The following is a 19,036-nucleotide window of genomic DNA, read 5'->3' as shown; positions in this document are numbered from 1 at the left end:
TGGCGCGAATCGTACCCCGGCGCTGCAACGTCCCATACGATAATAAAAAGCGGGGGTTGCTTTCTGTTTCTGCGATCGAATTGCCGAATTCGGGCTTGCACCGTCACTTGGGATTTCGAAGCGTTTCTTTGCCTGACGCGATGCAAATCGATGGCGCTTCTTCGTGTATAGAGGCACCGACTAAACCCCCGCCTCGACACACCACTATTTCGTAGTTGGACGCGAAATGCGCCGGTGCTAGACTCGAAAGCCCATTGTCGGTAATCGCCAGAATCCGCGTAAAGGGCACCCGCATGACCCATTCCCTCCACGGCAAACAACGTTGGCTCGCACTGATCGTGCTCTGCCTCGGCGTGCTGATGATCGTGCTCGACACGACCATCGTGAACGTCGCCCTGCCGTCCATCGCCGCCGATCTCGGCTTTAGCGAAACCTCACTCGTGTGGGTCGTCAATGCATACATGCTGACGTTCGGCGGCTGTCTGCTGCTCGGTGGACGGCTTGGCGATCTGTACGGACACCGCAAGCTGTTTCTCTGCGGCATTACGCTCTTCACGCTCGCTTCGCTCGCCTGCGGCCTCGCCAATTCGCAAGTTCTGCTCGTCGCCGCGCGTGCCGTGCAGGGCCTGGGCGGGGCGATCGTCTCCGCGGTGTCCTTGTCGCTGATCATGAATCTGTTCGCTGAATCCGGCGAGCGCGCGAAAGCGATGGGCGTGTATGGTTTCGTCTGCGCGGGCGGCGGCAGCATCGGCGTGCTGCTCGGCGGACTGCTCACCAACCTGCTGAGCTGGCATTGGATCTTTCTGGTCAATCTGCCGATCGGCATTGCGGTGTACGCGCTGTGCGTCGCGCTACTGCCCGCCGCGCGCGGACACGCGCACGGCGAACGGCTCGACGTGGCCGGCGCGCTCAGCGTGACCGCATCGCTGATGCTGGCGGTCTACGCGGTCGTCAACGGCAACGACGCGGGCTGGACTTCAGCGCAGACACTCGGCCTGCTGTTCGCCGCGCTGGCGCTGCTCGCCGCATTCCTCGCGATCGAGGCGAGAGTCGAACATCCGTTGATGCCGCTCGGTCTGCTGCGTTTGCGCAATGTCGCAACCGCGAACGTAGTGGGCGTGTTGTGGGCGGCGGCGATGTTCGCGTGGTTCTTTATTTCGGCGCTGTATCTGCAGCGCGTGCTCGGCTATCGGCCGTTGCAGGTGGGGCTTGCGTTTCTGCCCGCGAACCTGATCATGGGACTCTTTTCGCTGGGCGTGTCGGCGCGTGTGGTGATGCGCTTCGGGCTGCGTCGGCCGCTCGCGGCGGGCCTGCTGCTGGCGGCATGCGGGCTTGCGCTATTCGCGCGCGCGCCCGTCGACGGCAGCTTCGTGGTCGACGTATTGCCCGGCATGATGCTGCTCGGCTTCGGCGCGGGCATCGCGTTCAACCCGCTGCTGCTGGCCGCAATGAGCGACGTCGACCCCGCCGATTCGGGCCTCGCGTCGGGCATCGTCAACACGTCGTTCATGATGGGCGGGGCCCTCGGGCTCGCGGTGCTGGCGAGCCTTGCCGCGGCGCGTAGCGAGGCGATGCAGGCGTCGTCGAGTGCGGCGGCTGCGCTGAACAGCGGGTATCACGTTGCGTTTCTGTTTGGGGCGGCTTTTGCGGCGACGGCCGGCGTGGTGGGCGGGGTGCGTTTGAGGCCCGGGCAGGCGGGTGGTGCTGCGGGCGTGGATGGCGAGGCGGCGGATTCGACTCGGCCCACCGCCGCGACTGCAAAACCGCAAGCGCGATCAAATGCGTGAGTTCGCCGCTGATTATGCTGGCTTCATGCTGACATGAGAGCCGAGATGAATCCGGTTGGAAAAGCGCTCTGGTTTATCGAAAGCCACTTCGCCGGCGACTTGACGCTCGACGATATCGCCCGCTGCGCATGCGTGTCGCGCTTTCATCTAGCGCGCGCGTTCGAAGCGGCGACCGGGCTTTCGGTGATGCGCTATGTGCGCGCGCGTCGCTTGAGCGTTGCCGCGCAACGTCTCGCCGACGGCGCGCCCGACATTCTGGCGCTCGCCATCGATGCCGGGTACGGCTCTCACGAAGCATTCACGCGCGCGTTTCGCGAGCAGTTCGGGCTCACGCCGGACGCGCTGCGCGCGCGGGGTCATCTCGACAATCTGAGCATCGTGGAGCCGATCAAAATGGACGAAACCCTTCTGACCCATCTGGAACCGCCGCGCTTCGAAGACGGCAAGCCGTTTTTAGTCGCTGGACTCACCGAGCGCTATACGTGCGAGACCAGCAAGGCGATACCATCGCAGTGGCAGCGCTTTGGCGCCTGGTACGGAAAGGTGCCGGGACAGGTCGGCAGTGTGGCCTATGGCGTTAACTACAACGCCGATGAACTGGGCAACTTCGACTACCTGTGCGGCGTCGAAGTCGGCGATTTTTCGGCATTGCCGCCAGAGTTGAGTCGTGTACGCATCGCCGCACAACGCTATGCGGTGTTCAATCATCGCGAGCACATCTCGGGCATTCGCCGCACGATGAATACGATCTGGAATCAGTGGTTGCCCGCATCAGGGCATGTGCCTGCCGATGCACCGCATTTCGAACGGTATGGCGAGCAGTTCGATCCGGTGACGGGGATGGGTGGAGTCGAAGTCTGGTTGCCGTTGAAGAGCTGATGGTTGATTGGGCGGATGGCCGCTGTGGCCGGCTATCCGCCTGATCGATCACGGAGTGGCATGCCTGTCGTCAGGCATCGCATGCGCGTCGTCGTATTCGCGCGAAATGTCCTTATTCGTGCGATCGCCCAGGCGCATGGCGGCGGCCACGCTAATCACCCCGCACGCGAACACGTACCACGCCACCGCAAAGCCCGAATGGAAGTAAGCGTACAGCGCGGTCGCAATCAACGGTGCGGGACCGCCAGCAATGACGGAAGCCAACTGGTAGCCCATCGACGCACCGCTGTAGCGCAAGCGCCCCGTGAACGATTCGGCGATCAGCGCGGCTTGGGGACCATACATCATTGCATGCGGCACCAGCGAAAGCACGATGGCGACAAAGATCAATGCCTGGTTGCGGGTGCCGAGCATGAAGAAGTAGAGGAAACCGAATAGCCCGGCAGCAGCGGCGCCGATCACGTACATGCGTCGCCGCCCGATCAGATCGGACATGTGACCAAAGAACGGAATCGTAAATAATTCCAGCACCGCTGCGGCCAGCACCGCCGTGAGCAACAGGTCGCGTGTGACGCCCAGCCGCATCACGCCATAGGTGAATATAAAGGCCGTGAAAATATAGAAAGGCGCCTGTTCGGCCATGCGCGCAAGCGCCGACAGAAGAATGTCTTTCGGCTGCCGGCGCAATACTTCGCGCATCGGCGCCTTTTCGATCCTGCGCTCAGCGAGGAGCTTCGCGAAGACCGGCGTCTCGAGAATACTCAAGCGAATATAAAGGCCGATCGCGACCAGCACGATACTGAGGAAAAACGGCACCCGCCAGCCCCACGTAATGAATGCGCTGCCGGAGATCTGGCTTGTGGCCAGCACCACCAGGTTCGCAATGCACAATCCCGCCGGTACGCCGAACTGCGGCCAGGACGCGACGAAACCGCGATGTTTGTTCGTGCGTGTCCATTCCATCGACATCAGCACCGAGCCGCCCCACTCGCCGCCCACGCCCACGCCCTGAATGAAGCGCAGCACCGTGAGCAAGATTGCCCCCCAGATGCCGATCGTCGCATAGGTCGGAACGAAGCCCACGGCAAACGTCGCAAGTCCCATCAGCAATAGCGTCACGATTAACGTGGCTTTACGCCCGATGCGATCGCCGTAATGACCGAAAATCGCCGCGCCCACCGGCCGCGCGATAAAGCCGACCGCGTAAATCAGAAAAGCCTGGAGTGTGCCGACGAGCGGGTCCGATTCCGGAAAGTACAGCTTCGCGAAGACGAGACCCGTGACTATGCTGTACAGGAAGAAGTCATACCATTCGATCGTGGTGCCAATCGTGCTGGCGATGACAGCTCGGCGCAACTGACGCCGGGCCTCATCATCGGAGAGGGACATTGGCCCCGGTTGCGCGTCAGCCATTTGAAATCTCCCCAAATGGAAATGGACACGTGATACCTGTCATTCGACAGTTGGTGTATTCGGTGGTTCCGGCGATCAAGCGAGGTGCAGACCGCGAAAATCGCCTTTGAGTTTTTCACGCCGATTTGCGTTTCGGAATTGCATTTATTACTGAATACACAACAAGGCATTCATCGTTTCAATGCAATGAATACCGATGCGGTCAGCAGTGACACGAAACGCATTCCGCACCCCACCCGCAGTCCGGATTGCCGTGCGGAATGCCAAAGGTCCTGCTCGACGCCACCGGCGATTGTCCGCTTTGAATACGCCAATCGGTGAACTTGCGCACACTCTCGTTGAGGAGTCCAGGCGGACCCCGATGTTCGAGCGCTGCAACGCGGGTTTCAGCAAAATCGACTAGTTGCACTTGCATGGCCAGTTTCCTCGAAAGGTAGGGAACGATAAAACTCGCACTCCAGAATTGCCATGTCGGATGCCGGCGGAATACGCTCGGCGCCGCGCCGAACGCCCGCTTGAACGCGCGGCTGAAGGCTTCGGGACTGTCGAAGCCGGCGTCGAGCGCAACATCGAGCACCGAGCACGACGCTTGCGACGCGAGCCGGCGGGCCGCGCGACGCAAGCGCATCAGTTGCACATAACGTGCGACGGGCACGCCGACATACGCGACAAACTGTCGATGAAAATGGAACATCGAGAAGTTTGCGATGCGGCTTAGCGCGTCGACCGACAGATCGCCCTCGAGGTTTGCATCGATATAGGCGAGAACGGCTTCGAAGCGCATCGTGTAGGCAGCGGTGGCGTATGGGTAAGCTTGCATGGTCTGGAGTGTGCGAGTTCCGATATGCTCGCCGAGGTTGGGCACATCTTACCTAGCAGGACTTGCTCGATCTTCGATCGGCTCGCTGCCGAACCCACGGAATTTGCGTAAACTCATTCATCCGCCGCGCTTCCTGACTTTCCGCCGATGCCCTCTTCGATCAGCAATTCGCTCCTCTGGATCTTCGACGCGTTCGAACGCGATCCGACTTATGTGCGTCGGCGGATGTTCGGTTGCGACGCTGCGTATATCGATGGGCTGTTGTGTCTGGTTGCCGCCGACCGCGATAAGCCATGGAATGGACTGCTCGTCTGTACGTCGCACGAACGCCATGCTGCTCTGATTGCCGATCTGCCTGCGTTGGGGCCTCACCCGGTGCTTCGGAAATGGCTTTACGTGACGCAGCAGCATCCGGCGTTTGAAGACACTGTCGAACAGTTGACGGCGCTCGTGCTGGAGCGGGACCCGCGAGTGGGGGTGGAGCCTAAGCCGAGAAAGCGGCGGAGCAAGTCTGTGTTGCCGGAGGGTTGAGGAGGGGCGACGCGCTAACCGCAAGAATATAGAGCGCGTGGCTCCATCTGGGGAAGCACGGGGCCTGTGGCTCTTTGCTACGATGTGAGTCTGTTCCAACGCCGACGCATCTGGCGCGTCCCGCCAGCCGGCTACGATTCACCGAACTCACCGAGCACTCAGCCTTGACCATCCACATCCGCCCCGCCACCGCTTCCGACGCCACCCTGATCCTGCGTTTCGTCACGGAACTCGCGGTCTACGAGAAAGCCGAGCACGAAGTCGTCGCCGGCGTCAAAGACATCGAAAAGAGCCTGTTTTCCGCGGGCGCGCCCGCGAAAGCGCTGATCTGCGAAATGAACGGCGAGCCCGTCGGTTTTTGCGTGTACTTCTTTTCATATTCGACGTGGCTCGGCAAGCAGGGACTTTATCTGGAAGACCTGTACGTATCGCCCACATCGCGTGGCAGCGGCGCGGGCAAACAGATGCTGCGCCATCTCGCGCAAATCGCCTGCGAAACGGGCTGCGGCCGCTTCGAGTGGAGCGTGCTCGACTGGAACGAGCCGGCCATCGGCTTCTACAAGTCGATCGGCGCGAATCCGCAAAGCGAATGGGTGCGTTACCGTCTCGCGGGCGATGCGCTCAAAGCATTCGCCGAAGGCGAAACCGAACGAAACGCCTAAGCCTTCACCGCGGGCAGGCCACAACCGGCGCCACCTCGAACGCTTCGCCCATCGCGAAGAAGCCCACGAGCCGCCGCCCGACCAGGCTTCAAGCGAATTTCAACAAACCCTCAATGCGGCGCCTTGCCGTTTGGCACCGCATTGAGCGGCTTGTGCTGCTCTTCGCCGAGTCCCGGGAAGAACGCGTTCCAGGCGGCGCGCACGCCCTGCGCCGCAGTGGCTTCAGCGCCGACCGACCCGGCCGCGCCATCGGCGGCTTTCGACGGATCGGCGGACAGGCCGCGCCAATGCGTGAATACGAGCAACGGCTTTTCCGTCCACACGCCATCGCCAAATTTCGCAAACGCCGTGTCCCCGCTCGCCAACTGCACCTCGTACCAGCCTTTGCGTACCGGCGTATGGATGGCAAGGTCAAACCACGGGGTGGGTTCGATTTCCTTCATGTCGTCTCCGGTCGGATAGATCGTCATCGATAACCATACAACGCATTGTTCGTGCCAATCGCCGGCGCAACGCCTGCAACGCGGCGGGCCGGACAAGCACGGCACATGCGGGCAAACCAGCACGTCGGAACGGCGAAGTCGCCACGCATACGACACGATAGCGCGACATGGGCCGGGGGGACAAACGTAAAACTCAGGTTGCCGTGGTGACGGGCGGGCGGCGTTGCGGGGCGGGCTTTTTGCGGGGTCGCGGGGCGGGTTTCCCGGCGGATTTTCCGAGGGGTTTTGCCGCGCGCTTCGCAGCCGGTCGCGCGTCGCCGTCCATCTGCCGCGCCAACTCCGCCAGCACGCTTACCGCAGGCTCCAACCGCTCCGCCTCCGTATTGCCATACCCGATCACGAGCCCGTTGGTCTCCTCCGACACCTCGATCGCGAACCCCGACAACGCGCGCGGGCTGAGCTCCCGCGCCTGCGCCCGCGCCGCGAGCACGCGATCGTCGAGCGACGCGGGCAGCCGCAGCGTCAGATGCATGCCGCAATCGCCGCCGAGAATCGTCGCCGCCGGAAAATGCTCGGCCAGCGCGTCGCGCAGCGCCTGCTGGCGCTCGCGGTACAGCCGCCGCATCCGCCCGAGATGCCGCCCGAACTCGCCACCTTCGATGAAATGCGCGAGCGCCAGCTGCTCCAGCCGGTGCCCGCCGCGCAGCATCTCTCGCAGGGCAACAGCGGCGCGCGCGGCGATCGCGCGAGGCAGCACGACGAAGCCGATGCGCAACGCCGGAAACATCGTCTTGCTGAACGAGCCGACGTACAGCACGGGCGCCTCGTCGACGAGACCCTGCATGCTCGCGATCGGCTCGCCGGTATGGCGCACTTCGCCGTCGTAATCGTCCTCGATCAGCCACGCGCCGCAGCTCCGCGCCTGCGCGATCAACGCAAGCCGCCGCGCCACCGAAAGGACCGCGCCCGTCGGATATTGATGCGCGGGAGACGTGTAGATCAGCTTCGGCGGATGCGTGCGCCACGCGTCGGCCGGCACGGCCATGCCTTCGGCGTCGACGGGAATCGGCAGTATGCGCAAGTCACCCGCGGTGAAGGCGGCCTTCGCGCCGCGATAGCCGGGGTCCTCGATCCATCCGAGATGGCCGGGATTGGTCAGCAGTCGCACGCACAGATTCAGCGCCTCCTGCGCGCCCTCGGTGATCACGACCTGCGAGCCATCGCAGCGCACGCCGCGCGCCATCCGCAGATGCGCGGCGATCGCGTCGCGCAACGAGGGCTCGCCGGCCGGCGTGCCGTAGCCGAGCGCGCGCGGCAATGCGCGCTCCATCGCCCGTTCGAGCGCGCGCCGCCATGCGGCAAGCGGGAAACGGTCGAGCGCGGGCGTGCCAGGTGTCAGCGCGTAGGCGTTGTCGGCGTGATGGTGCGACGCCGCGAACTGCTCGACGCGCGCCGCGTACACGACCTCCGGCGCGCTCGACGCCGCCGCCCGCTCGCCACGCGCGGCGGGGCTCGACAGCGGGCTCACACGCGTACCCTGGCGATCGGCGATCACATAGCCGACGGCGGCGAGATGCTCATAGGCGATCACGACCGTGTTGCGCGACACGCCCATCTCGGCGGCGAGCAGTCGCGACGACGGCAGCAGCGACCCGGCCGGCAGACGACCCGCGAGGATCGCCTGCTGCAGACGGTCGATCAGTTGCTTTTGCAGCGGCGCGGGCCGCGCGGCGACGGCGTCGTCCGCGTGGACGAGCGGTCCGATGATTTCGATCATGGTGGCTGGACCTATCGAATGATGGTGTCGTGGATCTTTTGAACATACCACGTTTGCCGTATCGTTCCTGCATCGACAGGAGAACAGACATGGAACCCACACGTAACGTCTACGGCCAGCCGATCGGCGTGCCCGTGCCCGGCTGGCACGGCGCGCAGCCGCCGGGCCGCGAACCGCTGACCGGCCGTTATTGCCGCCTCGAACCCGTCGACGTCGAGCGCCACGCGGCCGACCTCTTCGATGCGTACCGCTCGGCCACCGACGGGCGCGACTGGACCTATCTCGCGGTCGGCCCGTTCGACAGCCTCGCGGCCTATCGCGAGCATCTGACGCGGATGGCGGCATCGAAAGATCCGCTGCACTACGCGGTGATCGACCTCGCGACCGGCAAGCCAGTCGGCACGCTCGCTCTGATGCGAATCGATCCCGCCAACGGCGTGATCGAAGTCGGCCACGTCGTGTATTCGCCGCGGCTCAAGCGCACGCGCATCGCGACCGAAGCGATGTTCGTGCTGCTCGGCGAAGTGTTCGACAAGCTCGGCTACCGGCGTTTCGAGTGGAAATGCGATTCGCTGAACGAGCCGTCGCGGATGGCCGCGCTGCGCTATGGATTCACGTTCGAGGGAATCTTCCGGCAGGCGATCGTCTACCGCGAGCGCAATCGCGACACAGCGTGGTTTTCGATCATCGACAGCGAGTGGCCGGCGTTGCGCTCGTGCTATCAACGCTGGCTCGACGCGGACAACTTCGATGCGCAAGGGCAGCAGGTCGAGCGGCTCGCCGATCTGATCGCGCAGCGGCGAGGGGCGGACGAGGCCCGGTAAAACCAGACGATCGAATCAGCGCGCCGCCGATGAAATCCCGCCGGCGCGCGACTGCAGATTTCGCCCGGCATGGGTCACCTGTCTCCGCTCGAGGCGCCGTCGGCGCTCGTCACCGCGATCCGCGGATTCATCGGCGAACTGGACAGCGTGCCCTCCTACGTGATCTCGTATCCGCCTTCGCGAGCCAGCGAAGCCGACGCCCAAGCGCGGTTCGCGCCGTGCATGGTAAATTCCAGCGACGGCAAGGCAACTCCAGGAACGTTCGGGTGACCTGAACATCTTCGTCCGGTCCACCCGCCACTGGCGAGACAAGGTAGATCGATGATCGACGTGAGTCAGCGTATTGTCCGGCGGCGCATCTACGTTGCGCTGTGCGCCTGCGCCGCACTGGCCGGCTGCATGGTCGGCCCCGACTACCACTCGCCACTCGCGCCGGCCACCAACACCTTCACCGCCACGCCGCTGCCCGACCAGACCGCGTCCGCGCCGGGCCCCGCCGGCCTGCCCCAGCGCTTCGCGCCGGCCGAGGATATTCCCGCCGCATGGTGGACGCTGTTTCATTGCGAGCCACTCGACGCGCTGATCCGCGAGGCCATCGCCAACAGTCCGAACATGGCCGCGGCAGAGGCCGCGTTGCGACAAGCCCGCGAGAATTTCCTGGCGCAAGCCGGCGGCACCTTGCTGCCGAGCGTCGACGCGCAACTTGGCGCCACCCGCGAAAAAATCAACGGCATCGCGTTCGGCCAGCCCGGCCTCGTCGAGGAATTCAATCTCTACAACGCGTCGGTCAACGTCTCGTACAAGCTCGACGTGTTCGGCGGCGCGCGGCGCGAACTCGAAGCGCTGCATGCGCAGATCGACTATCAGCGTTTCCAGTTGCAAGCCGCCTATCTCGCGATATCGGCCAACCTCGTAACGGCGGCCGTCAAGCAAGCGTCGGTGCGCGCGCAGATCGACGCGACCGAGCGGATCGCCACCGAGGAAGAACAGCAACTGAACGTGCTGAACCAGCAGCTCGCACTTGGCGGCGTGAGCCGCGCGGCCGTGCTCGCGCAGGAAACGCTGCTCGCGCAGACCCGCGCGACGCTGCCGCCGCTCTATCAGCAACTCGATCAGGCGCGCCATCAGATCGCGGTACTCGCCGGCAAACTGCCAGGCGATAGCTCGGTGCCCGACTTCACGCTCGACATGTTCTCGCTGCCCGACACGCTGCCCGTGAGCCTGCCGTCGTCGCTGGTGCGCCAGCGCCCCGACATCCTCGCCGCCGACGCCACGCTGCATCAGGCGAGCGCGCAGGTCGGCGTCGCGACCGCGGCGATGTATCCGCAGATCACGCTGTCCGCGAGCTACGGCGCCGAGGCGTTGACGCCGGCACAGGTTCTCAGGGCCGGCAGCACGATCTGGAGCATCGGCGCGGGCCTGCTGCAACCCGTCTTTCACGGTGGCCAGCTGAGCGCGCAGAAGCGCGCGGCCGAAGCCGCCTACGAGCAGGCCGGCGCGCAATATCGCGAGACGGTGCTGCTTGCGTTCCAGAACGTCGCGGACACGCTGCGCGCGCTCGAACACGACGCGACCGGTCTCAAGGCGCAGACCGACGCGTCGCGCGCCGCGAGCGATTCGCTCGAACTGACGCGCGGGCAGTATCGCGTCGGCGGCGTGAGCTACCTCGCGCTGCTGGACGCGCAACGCCAGTATCAGCAAACGGTCGTGAGTCTCACGCAGGCGCAGGCAGCGCGTTACGCCGATACAGCGGCGCTGTTCCAGGCGCTCGGCGGCGGCTGGTGGAATGCCGCCGCGTCGGACTCGTCGTCACCCGCAGCAACAGCAACCGCCGCAACGCCACACTGACCGTGCCCTGACCCAACCCAGCTCGCCCCAAGCCGAGCAAGGACATCACGATGGCCGAAAGAAAACGGATGACGAAGCGGATGGTGATCATGTTGATCTGCGTCGGCCTGCTGCTCGCCGCGCTGATCGGCTTCAACCTGTTCCGCGCGCACATGTTCGCGAAGTTCATGGCGGCCAACACCACGCCGCCCGCGACGGTCTCCGCAGTGGTGGTCCACTATCAGTCGTGGCAGCCGCAGCTCGCGGCGGTCGGCAGCCTGCGCGCGGTGCGCGGCGTCGACGTGACGACCGAAGTCGCCGGTCTCGTGCGCGGGGTGGCGTTCGTGTCGGGGCAGGAAGCGAAAGCCGGACAGATCCTCGTGCGACTCAACGACGACAGCGACGTCGCGCTGCTGCAGTCGTTGCAGGCCGCGGCCCAACTCGCGCAGACGGTCTACGAGCGCGACCGTGCGCAGTACGACATCAAGGCGATCGCGAAGGCGCAGCTCGACGCCGACGCGGCCGACCTCAAGGGCAAGAAGGCGCAGGTCGCGCAACAGCAGGCGCTCGTCGACAAGAAGACGATTCGCGCGCCGTTCGCGGGGCGCCTCGGCATCACGACGATCAATCCGGGGCAATACCTGAATCCCGGCGATGCGATCGTCACGCTGCAAGCGATCGATCCGATCTACGCCGACTTCTCGGTGCCGCAACAGCAGCTCGGCCAACTCGCGATCGGCGCGACCGTTATCGTCGATACCAACGCGTACAGCGGGAAAACCTTCACCGGCAAGATCCAGTCGATGAGTCCGAAAGTCGATAGCGCGACGCGCAACGTACAGATCGAAGCGAGCGTCGACAATCGCGAGCGCAAGCTGCTGCCCGGCATGTACGCGAACGTCAGGATCGACTCGGGCGCCGAACAGCGCTACCTGACCCTGCCGCAAACGGCGATCACCTACAACCCGTATGGCGCGACCGTGTTCGTCGTGAAGCCCGGCACGCAGCCCAATGCGCAGGGCAAGACGCTGCCCGTCGCGCAGCAGGTGTTCGTGACACCGGGGCCGACGCGCGGCGACCAGGTGGCGATTCTGAAGGGCATCGACGACGGCACGCGGGTCGTGACGAGCGGCCAGATCAAGCTGAAGAACGGCACGCCGCTGATCATCGACAACCGGGTTCAGCCGTCGGACAGTCCGAATCCGACGCCGCAGGAACAATAAGCGAGGCCGCCCGATCATGTTCACGGACACCTTCATCCGCCGGCCGGTACTGGCTTCGGTCGTGAGCCTGCTGATCCTCGTGCTCGGGCTGCGCGCGCTCGCGGTGCTGAAGGTCAGCCAGTATCCGCAGACCCAGAACGCGGTCGTCACGATCATGACGGCCTACTATGGCGCGAACTCGGACACCATCGCCGGCTTCATCACGCAGCCGCTCGAAGCGGCGATCGCGCAGGCGCAGGGCATCGACTACCTGTCGTCGACGAGCATCACGGGCGTGTCGACGATCACCGCGACGCTGCGTCTGAACTACGATGCGAACCGCGCGCTCACCGAGATCAACACGCAGATCGGCTCGGTGCGCAACCAGTTGCCGCCGCAGGCGCAGCAGCCGGTGCTGACGGTGCAGACCGGGCAGACCACCGACGCGATGTACATGGGCTTCTACAGCAACGTGCTGCCGAGCAACAACGTCACGGACTACCTGCTGCGCGTGGTCAAGCCGAAGCTCGATTCGATCCAGGGCGTGCAGACCGCCGAAGTGCTCGGCGGCCGGCAGTTCGCGATGCGCGCGTGGCTCGATTCCGCGCGGCTCGCCGCGCACGGCGTAAGCGCGAGCGATGTGTACACCGCGCTCGGCAACAACAACTATCTCGCCACGCTCGGCACGACGAAGGGGCAGATGGTCAGCGTCGACCTGGAAGCGGGCACGGACCTGCATACCGTCGACGACTTCAAGCAGCTCGTCGTCAAGCAGAAGAACGGCTCGATCGTGCGTCTCGAGGACGTCGCGAACGTCGTGCTCGGCGCCGACAGCTACGACTTCAACGTCGCGTTCAGCGGCAAGCGGTCGGTGTTCATTGGCATCAAGGTCGCGCCGGACGCGAACATTCTCGATGTGGCCAAGCGCGTGAAAGCCGTGTTCCCCGATCTGCAGAAGCAGTTTCCGACCGGCATGACGGGCGACATCGTTTATGACGCGACCGACTTCGTCAACACCGCGATCGCGGAAGTGATCAAGACGCTCGTCGAAGCGCTCGTGATCGTGACCGTCGTGATCTTCCTGTTTCTAGGCAGCTTCCGCGCGGTGATCGTGCCGCTGATCGCGATGCCGCTGTCGCTGATCGGCACGTTCTTCGTGATGCAGGTGCTCGGCTATTCGATCAATCTGCTCACGCTGCTCGCGCTGGTGCTCGCGATCGGGCTCGTCGTGGACGACGCGATCATCGTCGTCGAGAACGTCGATCGGCACATGAAGCACGAAGGCAAGACGCCGTTCGACGCCGCGCTGATCGCCGCGCGCGAACTGGGCGGCCCGATCGTCGCGATGACCGTCGTGTTGATCGCCGTGTATGCGCCGATCGGCTTCCAGGGCGGGCTGACGGGCGCGCTCTTCACCGAGTTCGCGTTCACGCTCGCGGGGGCGGTGACGGTATCGGGCGTGATCGCACTCACGTTGTCGCCGATGATGTGCTCGCGCTTTTTCCGCGCCGAGCAGGACGCGGGGCGCTTCGCGCGTTTCGTCGACCGCCAGTTCGAGCGCGTGCATCGCGGCTACGGCCGCCTGTTGCATGCGACGCTCGACACCTGGCCCGTGTTCGTGATCATGGGCGCGCTGCTGCTGTGCGGCACGGTGTATCTGTTCATGACCTCGAAGTCGGAACTCGCGCCGCAGGAAGACCAGGGCATCGTGCTCTCGCAGATCATCGGGCCGCCGAACGCGACGATCCAACAGATGCAGACCTACGCGGACCAGGTGTTCGATGCGTCGAAGGGGCTGCCCGAATACTCGCAGATGTTCCAGCTCACGGGCTCACCGACCATCAACCATGGTATCGGCGGCGTGCTGTTCAAGACCTGGGATAAGCGCGGCAAGAACGCGACCGTTCTACAGCAGGAGTTGCAGCAGAAGTGGAACCAGATCGCGGGGGCGCGCGTCGCCGCGTTCCAGTTTCCGCCGCTGCCGGGCTCCCAGGGCTTGCCGGTGCAGTTCGTGATCAGCACGACCGAGCCGTTCGAAAACCTTAACGAGGTGTCGCAAGCGGTGCTCGAAAAAGCGCGTGAGAGCGGCATGTTCTTCTTCGTCGATACCGACCTGAAAATCGATAAGCCGGAAGCGAAGCTCGTCGTCGATCGCGACAAGGTGGCCTCACTCGGGCTGTCGCAGAGCGACGTCGGACAGGCGCTCGGGTCGGCGCTGGGCGGCGGCTACGTCAACTATTTCTCGATTGCGGGACGCTCGTACAAGGTAATCCCGCAGGTGTTGCAGACCGACCGGCTCAATCCGCAGCAGGTGCTCGACTACTATCTGCGCACGCCGGACGGCAGTGTGATTCCGGCGTCGACGGTCGCGCATCTGCAGCATAGCGTGGTGCCCGAATCGATCAACCACTTCCAGCAGTTGAACTCGGCGACGATCTCCGGCGTGATCGTGCCGGGCGTGTCGCAAGGTCAGGTGCTCGACTTTCTGCGCAAGGCGACCGCGCAGGTCGCGCAGGCCGGCTATTCGGCCGATTACTCGGGAGAGTCGCGCCAGTTCGTGCAGGAGTCGGGCGGCTTCGTCATCACGCTGCTGCTCGCGACGATCATCGTGTTCCTCGCGCTTGCGGCGCAATTCGAGAGCTTCCGCGATCCGATTGTGATCCTGATCTCGGTGCCGATGGCGCTGTTCGGCGCGCTGATCTTCATCAACGTCGGTCTGACGACGCTCAACATCTACACCCAGGTCGGCCTCGTCACGCTGATGGGGCTCGTCAGCAAGCACGGCATCCTGATCGTGCAGTTCGCCAACGAACTGCAGCGCGCCGGCCGCGCGAAGCGTGAAGCGGTCGAGGAAGCGGCGGGCGTGCGGCTGCGCCCGATCCTGATGACGACCGCGGCGATGGTGCTCGGCGTGGTGCCGCTCGTGATCGCGGCGGGCGCGGGCGCGGCGGGCCGCAACGCGATGGGGCTCGTGATCTTCACGGGGATGTCGATCGGCACGCTGTTCACGTTGTTCGTCGTGCCGGCGATGTACATGTTTCTGGCCACCGATCATCAGCGGCATGCTCAGTCGCCGAAAGCCGGCGACGCGGGTCGGGCGGGCTAGCGGCTGTGGGTTCGCGCATTCGGCGCGCACGTTGTCCGCAATTCGAAAGCCGTTGTCCTGATGCCGTGACGCGCATCCTTTAGACTACGGTGCATTCGCCGCGCAACGCGGCGCACGACCAACCGGAGCCAGGCACGATGAAAGCGATCCAGTTCAAATCCTTTGGCAGCCCCGACGTGCTCGAATACGTCGATCTACCGATGCCTCGAGCCGATGCGGACCATGCGGTCGTGCGGGTCATGGCGGCCTCGGTCAATCCGAGCGACGTGAAAAACGTGTCTGGCCATTTCGAGCACACGGTGCTGCCGCGCACGCCGGGGCGCGACTTCAGCGGCGTAGTGGTGGACGGGCCGGCCACATGGCTCGACGCCGAGGTGTGGGGCACCGGCGGCGACATCGGCTTCACGCGCGACGGCACGCACGCCGAGTACCTCAGCATTCCGGTCGCCGCGCTGGCACGCAAGCCGGTCGCGCTGAACCACGCCGAGGCGGCGGCGATCGGCGTGAACTTCGTGGTCGCGTGGCTCGGCGCCGTCGAATATGCCAGCTTGCAGGCCGGTGAGACCATTGCCGTGCTTGGCGCGGGCGGCGGTGTCGGCGGGGCGGTCGTGCAGATCGCGAAAGCACGGGGCGCGCGCGTGATCGCCGTCGACCGCCGGCCGCTCGATCCGGCCTCGCCCGCTGGGCGCCTGATCGACGCCTACGTGCCGTTCGACGAACACGCGGCCGAACGGGTGCGCGAGCTGACCGGCGGCGCGGGTGCCGAAGTCGTCTACGACACGGTCGGCGGCGTCGCGTTCGAGACCGCGCTGAGTCTCGCGAGGCGGCGCGGACGCGTGCTCGAAATCAGCGGGACCGGCAAGCGCCGCGTCGAGTTCGATCTGATCGATTTCTATCACAATGAGACGCAATTGCTCGGCGTCGACAGTGCCAAGCTCGGCGTCGCGCAATCGGCGCCGTTGATGACGGCGCTCGTCGAGGGCTTCGATAGCGGCAAGCTGAGCGGCCCGGCGATCGCGCAGGAATTTCCGCTCGCCCGCGCGCGCGAAGCCTACGAAGCGGTCGCCGCCGGCACACGCGGACGCATTGTGATTCGCATGCAATAACCGTCCCTCTGTCACACCGCATTGAAGGCGCGGTCTCCGGCCCCACGCAACACGCTAAGATTGAGGCCGCCGGGGGCCGCGCCGCCCGGCTATGACGACGAAAGCATTGCCCCGGAGAATCCGATGTCTGAAGAATATGAAGTACACGGTCCGCACGACCATGCCGTCGAACACGCCGGCCACGCCGCGCATCACGACGCCGATCCGTTCGCGAGCCGCATGGCCGTAATGACCGCGATCCTCGCGACGATCGGCGCGCTGTGCGCGTACCAAAGCGGCAACGCCGAAAACCTCGCGCTGTTCTACAAGAACGAAGCCGCGATCAAGAAGACCGAAGCGTCGAACCAGTGGAACTACTATCAGGCGAAGGGCGAGAAGGAAAACCTCGCCGAACTCGGCGCGGCGCTGTCGGCGCCCAATAGCGACGCGCACGCCAAATTCCTCGCCGACGTCGACAAATACAAGCAGCAGAAGGAGCCGATCCGCGCGAACGCCGAAGCGATCGAAAAACAGGTGGTCGCCGCCGACACGCGCAGCGAAGGGCTGCTGCACGGCCATCATCGCTGGGCCCAGGCGACGCTGTTGATTCAGGTCGCGATTGCGCTGTGCGCGATCACGCTGCTCACGCGCAAGAACTGGCTGCGCAATGTGTCGTACCTCGTCGCGGGGGCGGGCGTGTTGACCGCGGGCGCGGCGTTTTTCGGGCTATGAGCGCGGAGGCGGCGCTGATGTGCGCGCGAGCACCAATGTGCCAGCACCAACGTGCCGGCCTCAATGCGCAAGCCCGCGCGCACGCTCCAGCAACAACTCGCGCTCGCGCGTATTGCGCGTCATCGCCGCGGCGCGCTCGAACTCCGCGCGCGCTTCATCGACGCGTCCAAGCTTGACCAGCAGATCGCCGCGCACGCTCGGCAGCCAGTGATAATTCGCGAGCGCCGACCCGGCGGCGAGCGCATCGACGATCTCGAGTCCGGCCGCCGGTCCGAACGCCATTCCCACCGCGACCGCGCGATTCAACTCGACCACCGGCGACGGCGCGACCTGCGCCAACGCGTCGTAAAGCGCGACGATCCGCGCCCAGTCGGTGTCCTCGGCGCGGCGTGCCCGCGCATGACACGCGGCCAGCGCCGCCTGCAACGCATACGGCCCGCTTGCGCCGCCGAGCGCATGCGCGTTATTCAACGCAGCGAGACCGCGGCGAATCAGCAGCGGGTCCCAGCGACTGCGATCCTGATCGAGCAACAGCACCGGGCGCCCCTGCGCATCGGTGCGCGCGTGCGTGCGCGACGCCTGAATTTCCATCAGCGCGACCAGGCCGTGAACCTCACTGTCGTCGGACACGAGACCGCTCAACACGCGCCCGAGTCGCAGCGCCTCCTCGCATAGCGTAGGGCGCATCCAGTCGTCGCCGGCGGTCGCCGAATAACCTTCGTTGAAAATCAGATAGATCACTTGCAGCACCGACGCGAGCCGCGCCGCACGCGCGTCCGCCTGCGGCACCTCGAACGGCACGCGCGCCGCCGACAGCGTGCGCTTCGCGCGCACGATCCGCTGCGCGATGGTCGGCTCGGGCACGAGAAAGGCGCGCGCGATTTCGTCGGTGGTGAGGCCGCCGAGCAGGCGCAGCGTCAGCGCGACGCGCGCATCGGTCGACAGCACCGGATGGCAGGCGGTAAAGATCAGACGCAGCAGATCGTCGCCGATGTCATCGGCGCGCGCGGCATCGAGCGCATCGACGAAATCGGGCACCACGTGCGCTTCGATCGCGTCGAGATCGTGGCCGAGCTCCTCGCGCTTGCGCGCATGCAGCGCTTCCTGGCGCAGGCGATCGAGCGCGCGGTTTTTCGCGGTCGTCATCAGCCAGGCTCCGGGGTTGTCGGGCACGCCCGCCTCCGGCCAATGCTCGAGCGCGGCCACCAGCGCGTCCTGCGCGAGTTCCTCGGCGAGCCCGACGTCGCGCACGATCCGCGCGACGTGAGCGATGACCTTCGCGGATTCGATCCGCCAGACAGCGTCGATCGCACGATGGGTGGCCTGTATCGTCACGGCGTTAGCCTTCACCTGCTGCCGACGGTTGCGGGTTCAGGGACATGTACGCGAGTTCCGAGACGTAGGCCATGAAATCAACGGCGATCTGCTTCGAGCTTGCCAAAGCGCTCGACTTCCGGCCCCGGCTCGAAGTCGTCGATTTCGAACAGCTGCCGCACTTCGATTTCGCCATCGGCATGCTCACCGAACGGCGCCGGGAAGCGCCGCGCCCACTCCATCGCTTCGTCGCGCGAGCGCACCTGGATCAGCGTGTAGCCGGCGATCAGCTCCTTGCTCTCCGCGAACGGCCCGTCGATGACGGCCCGTTCGCCGCCGCTATAGCGCACGCGCCAGCCTTTCGAGCTCGGCTGCAGACCCGTCGCGTCGAGCAGCACGCCGGCCTTCGCGAGCTCTTCGTGGTACGCGCCCATCGCGGCGATCAGCGACGGTTCGGGCATCTCGCCGGCTTCGCTCGCGGCCGTGGCTTTGACGATGATCATGAATCGCATGTCGTTGCTCCTTGTTGTTAGTGGTTCGTTGTGAGTGGATTCGTCGGAATCGCGTGGCGGCGCCACGACGGCTCGCCCCTCACTCACACGACGCGCGATGCACGGTCGGATCGACACGCGCG

The 19,036-nt window shown here is 65.0% G+C and carries 16 protein-coding genes and 1 pseudogene; 11 read left to right on the top strand and 6 right to left on the bottom strand.

What is annotated here, in order from left to right; all coding sequences use genetic code 11:
- Positions 1-293 precede the first annotated feature (293 nt).
- Together OKW43_RS06590 and OKW43_RS06585 are read left to right on the top strand one after the other, a co-directional pair.
- A complete protein-coding gene (locus tag OKW43_RS06590; protein ID WP_429445999.1) occupies positions 294-1,787 on the top strand; it encodes a DHA2 family efflux MFS transporter permease subunit in 1,494 nt (497 codons plus the stop codon).
- A gap of 45 nt (positions 1,788-1,832) precedes the next feature.
- On the top strand, positions 1,833-2,666 hold the full coding sequence (locus OKW43_RS06585; RefSeq protein ID WP_429445997.1) for an AraC family transcriptional regulator: 834 nt from the start codon (positions 1,833-1,835) through the stop codon (positions 2,664-2,666).
- Between the two features lie 48 nt (positions 2,667-2,714).
- Here the strand turns inward: OKW43_RS06585 and OKW43_RS06580 are convergent, their stop codons facing one another.
- Entirely contained in the window at positions 2,715-4,079 is a 1,365-nt protein-coding gene (locus OKW43_RS06580) for an MFS transporter (protein ID WP_187634283.1), read from the bottom strand.
- Between the two features lie 241 nt (positions 4,080-4,320).
- Positions 4,321-4,899 (bottom strand): annotated as a pseudogene (locus OKW43_RS06575) (AraC family transcriptional regulator); the annotation flags it as partial.
- Positions 4,900-5,046: 147 nt separating this feature from the next.
- Here OKW43_RS06575 and OKW43_RS06570 point away from each other — a divergent pair.
- Positions 5,047-5,430: a hypothetical protein gene (locus OKW43_RS06570; protein WP_429445995.1), complete on the top strand. Its 384-nt coding sequence runs from the start codon at positions 5,047-5,049 to the stop codon at positions 5,428-5,430.
- 164 nt (positions 5,431-5,594) lie between these two features.
- The gene (locus tag OKW43_RS06565) at positions 5,595-6,092 is read left to right on the top strand and encodes an N-acetyltransferase family protein (protein ID WP_429445993.1); all 498 of its coding nucleotides are present in this window, start codon (positions 5,595-5,597) and stop codon (positions 6,090-6,092) included.
- Positions 6,093-6,202: 110 nt separating this feature from the next.
- Here the strand turns inward: OKW43_RS06565 and OKW43_RS06560 are convergent, their stop codons facing one another.
- Together OKW43_RS06560 and OKW43_RS06555 are read right to left on the bottom strand one after the other, a co-directional pair.
- Complete coding sequence (locus tag OKW43_RS06560; protein WP_187634280.1) at positions 6,203-6,535, bottom strand: hypothetical protein; 333 nt, start codon at positions 6,533-6,535, stop codon at positions 6,203-6,205.
- 193 nt (positions 6,536-6,728) lie between these two features.
- Positions 6,729-8,312: a PLP-dependent aminotransferase family protein gene (locus tag OKW43_RS06555; RefSeq protein ID WP_429445990.1), complete on the bottom strand. Its 1,584-nt coding sequence runs from the start codon at positions 8,310-8,312 to the stop codon at positions 6,729-6,731.
- A gap of 89 nt (positions 8,313-8,401) precedes the next feature.
- Between OKW43_RS06555 and OKW43_RS06550 the strand changes: the two genes are divergently transcribed.
- The 7 genes from OKW43_RS06550 to OKW43_RS06520 all read left to right on the top strand — a co-directional run bounded on the left by OKW43_RS06550 (position 8,402) and on the right by OKW43_RS06520 (position 17,088).
- The gene (locus tag OKW43_RS06550) at positions 8,402-9,136 is read left to right on the top strand and encodes a GNAT family N-acetyltransferase (protein WP_429445988.1); all 735 of its coding nucleotides are present in this window, start codon (positions 8,402-8,404) and stop codon (positions 9,134-9,136) included.
- 69 nt (positions 9,137-9,205) lie between these two features.
- On the top strand, positions 9,206-9,406 hold the full coding sequence (locus OKW43_RS06545) for a hypothetical protein (RefSeq protein WP_187635335.1): 201 nt from the start codon (positions 9,206-9,208) through the stop codon (positions 9,404-9,406).
- 51 nt (positions 9,407-9,457) lie between these two features.
- Positions 9,458-10,984: an efflux transporter outer membrane subunit gene (locus OKW43_RS06540; RefSeq protein ID WP_187635336.1), complete on the top strand. Its 1,527-nt coding sequence runs from the start codon at positions 9,458-9,460 to the stop codon at positions 10,982-10,984.
- Between the two features lie 50 nt (positions 10,985-11,034).
- A complete protein-coding gene (locus OKW43_RS06535; RefSeq protein WP_187635337.1) occupies positions 11,035-12,186 on the top strand; it encodes an efflux RND transporter periplasmic adaptor subunit in 1,152 nt (383 codons plus the stop codon).
- A gap of 16 nt (positions 12,187-12,202) precedes the next feature.
- Complete coding sequence (locus OKW43_RS06530; RefSeq protein ID WP_429445985.1) at positions 12,203-15,271, top strand: efflux RND transporter permease subunit; 3,069 nt, start codon at positions 12,203-12,205, stop codon at positions 15,269-15,271.
- 137 nt (positions 15,272-15,408) lie between these two features.
- Positions 15,409-16,377: a quinone oxidoreductase family protein gene (locus tag OKW43_RS06525; RefSeq protein ID WP_429445983.1), complete on the top strand. Its 969-nt coding sequence runs from the start codon at positions 15,409-15,411 to the stop codon at positions 16,375-16,377.
- A gap of 123 nt (positions 16,378-16,500) precedes the next feature.
- Positions 16,501-17,088 (top strand): DUF4337 domain-containing protein, encoded by a 588-nt coding sequence (locus tag OKW43_RS06520; protein ID WP_429445981.1) that lies wholly within the window; start codon positions 16,501-16,503, stop codon positions 17,086-17,088.
- A 60-nt stretch (positions 17,089-17,148) separates the two neighbouring features.
- On the opposite strand, the gene OKW43_RS06515 is transcribed toward OKW43_RS06520, so the two are convergent.
- Complete coding sequence (locus OKW43_RS06515; RefSeq protein ID WP_429445979.1) at positions 17,149-18,423, bottom strand: RNA polymerase sigma factor; 1,275 nt, start codon at positions 18,421-18,423, stop codon at positions 17,149-17,151.
- 77 nt (positions 18,424-18,500) lie between these two features.
- Positions 18,501-18,914 carry a YciI family protein gene (locus OKW43_RS06510; RefSeq protein WP_187635341.1) on the bottom strand — a complete coding sequence of 138 codons (414 nt, stop codon included), beginning with the start codon at positions 18,912-18,914 and terminating at the stop codon, positions 18,501-18,503.
- Positions 18,915-19,036 lie beyond the last annotated feature (122 nt).

The organism is Paraburkholderia sp. WC7.3g (assembly GCF_050436345.1).
Taxonomy (GTDB): domain Bacteria; phylum Pseudomonadota; class Gammaproteobacteria; order Burkholderiales; family Burkholderiaceae; genus Paraburkholderia; species Paraburkholderia podalyriae.
This window is presented reverse-complemented; position numbering and strand designations above follow the sequence as displayed.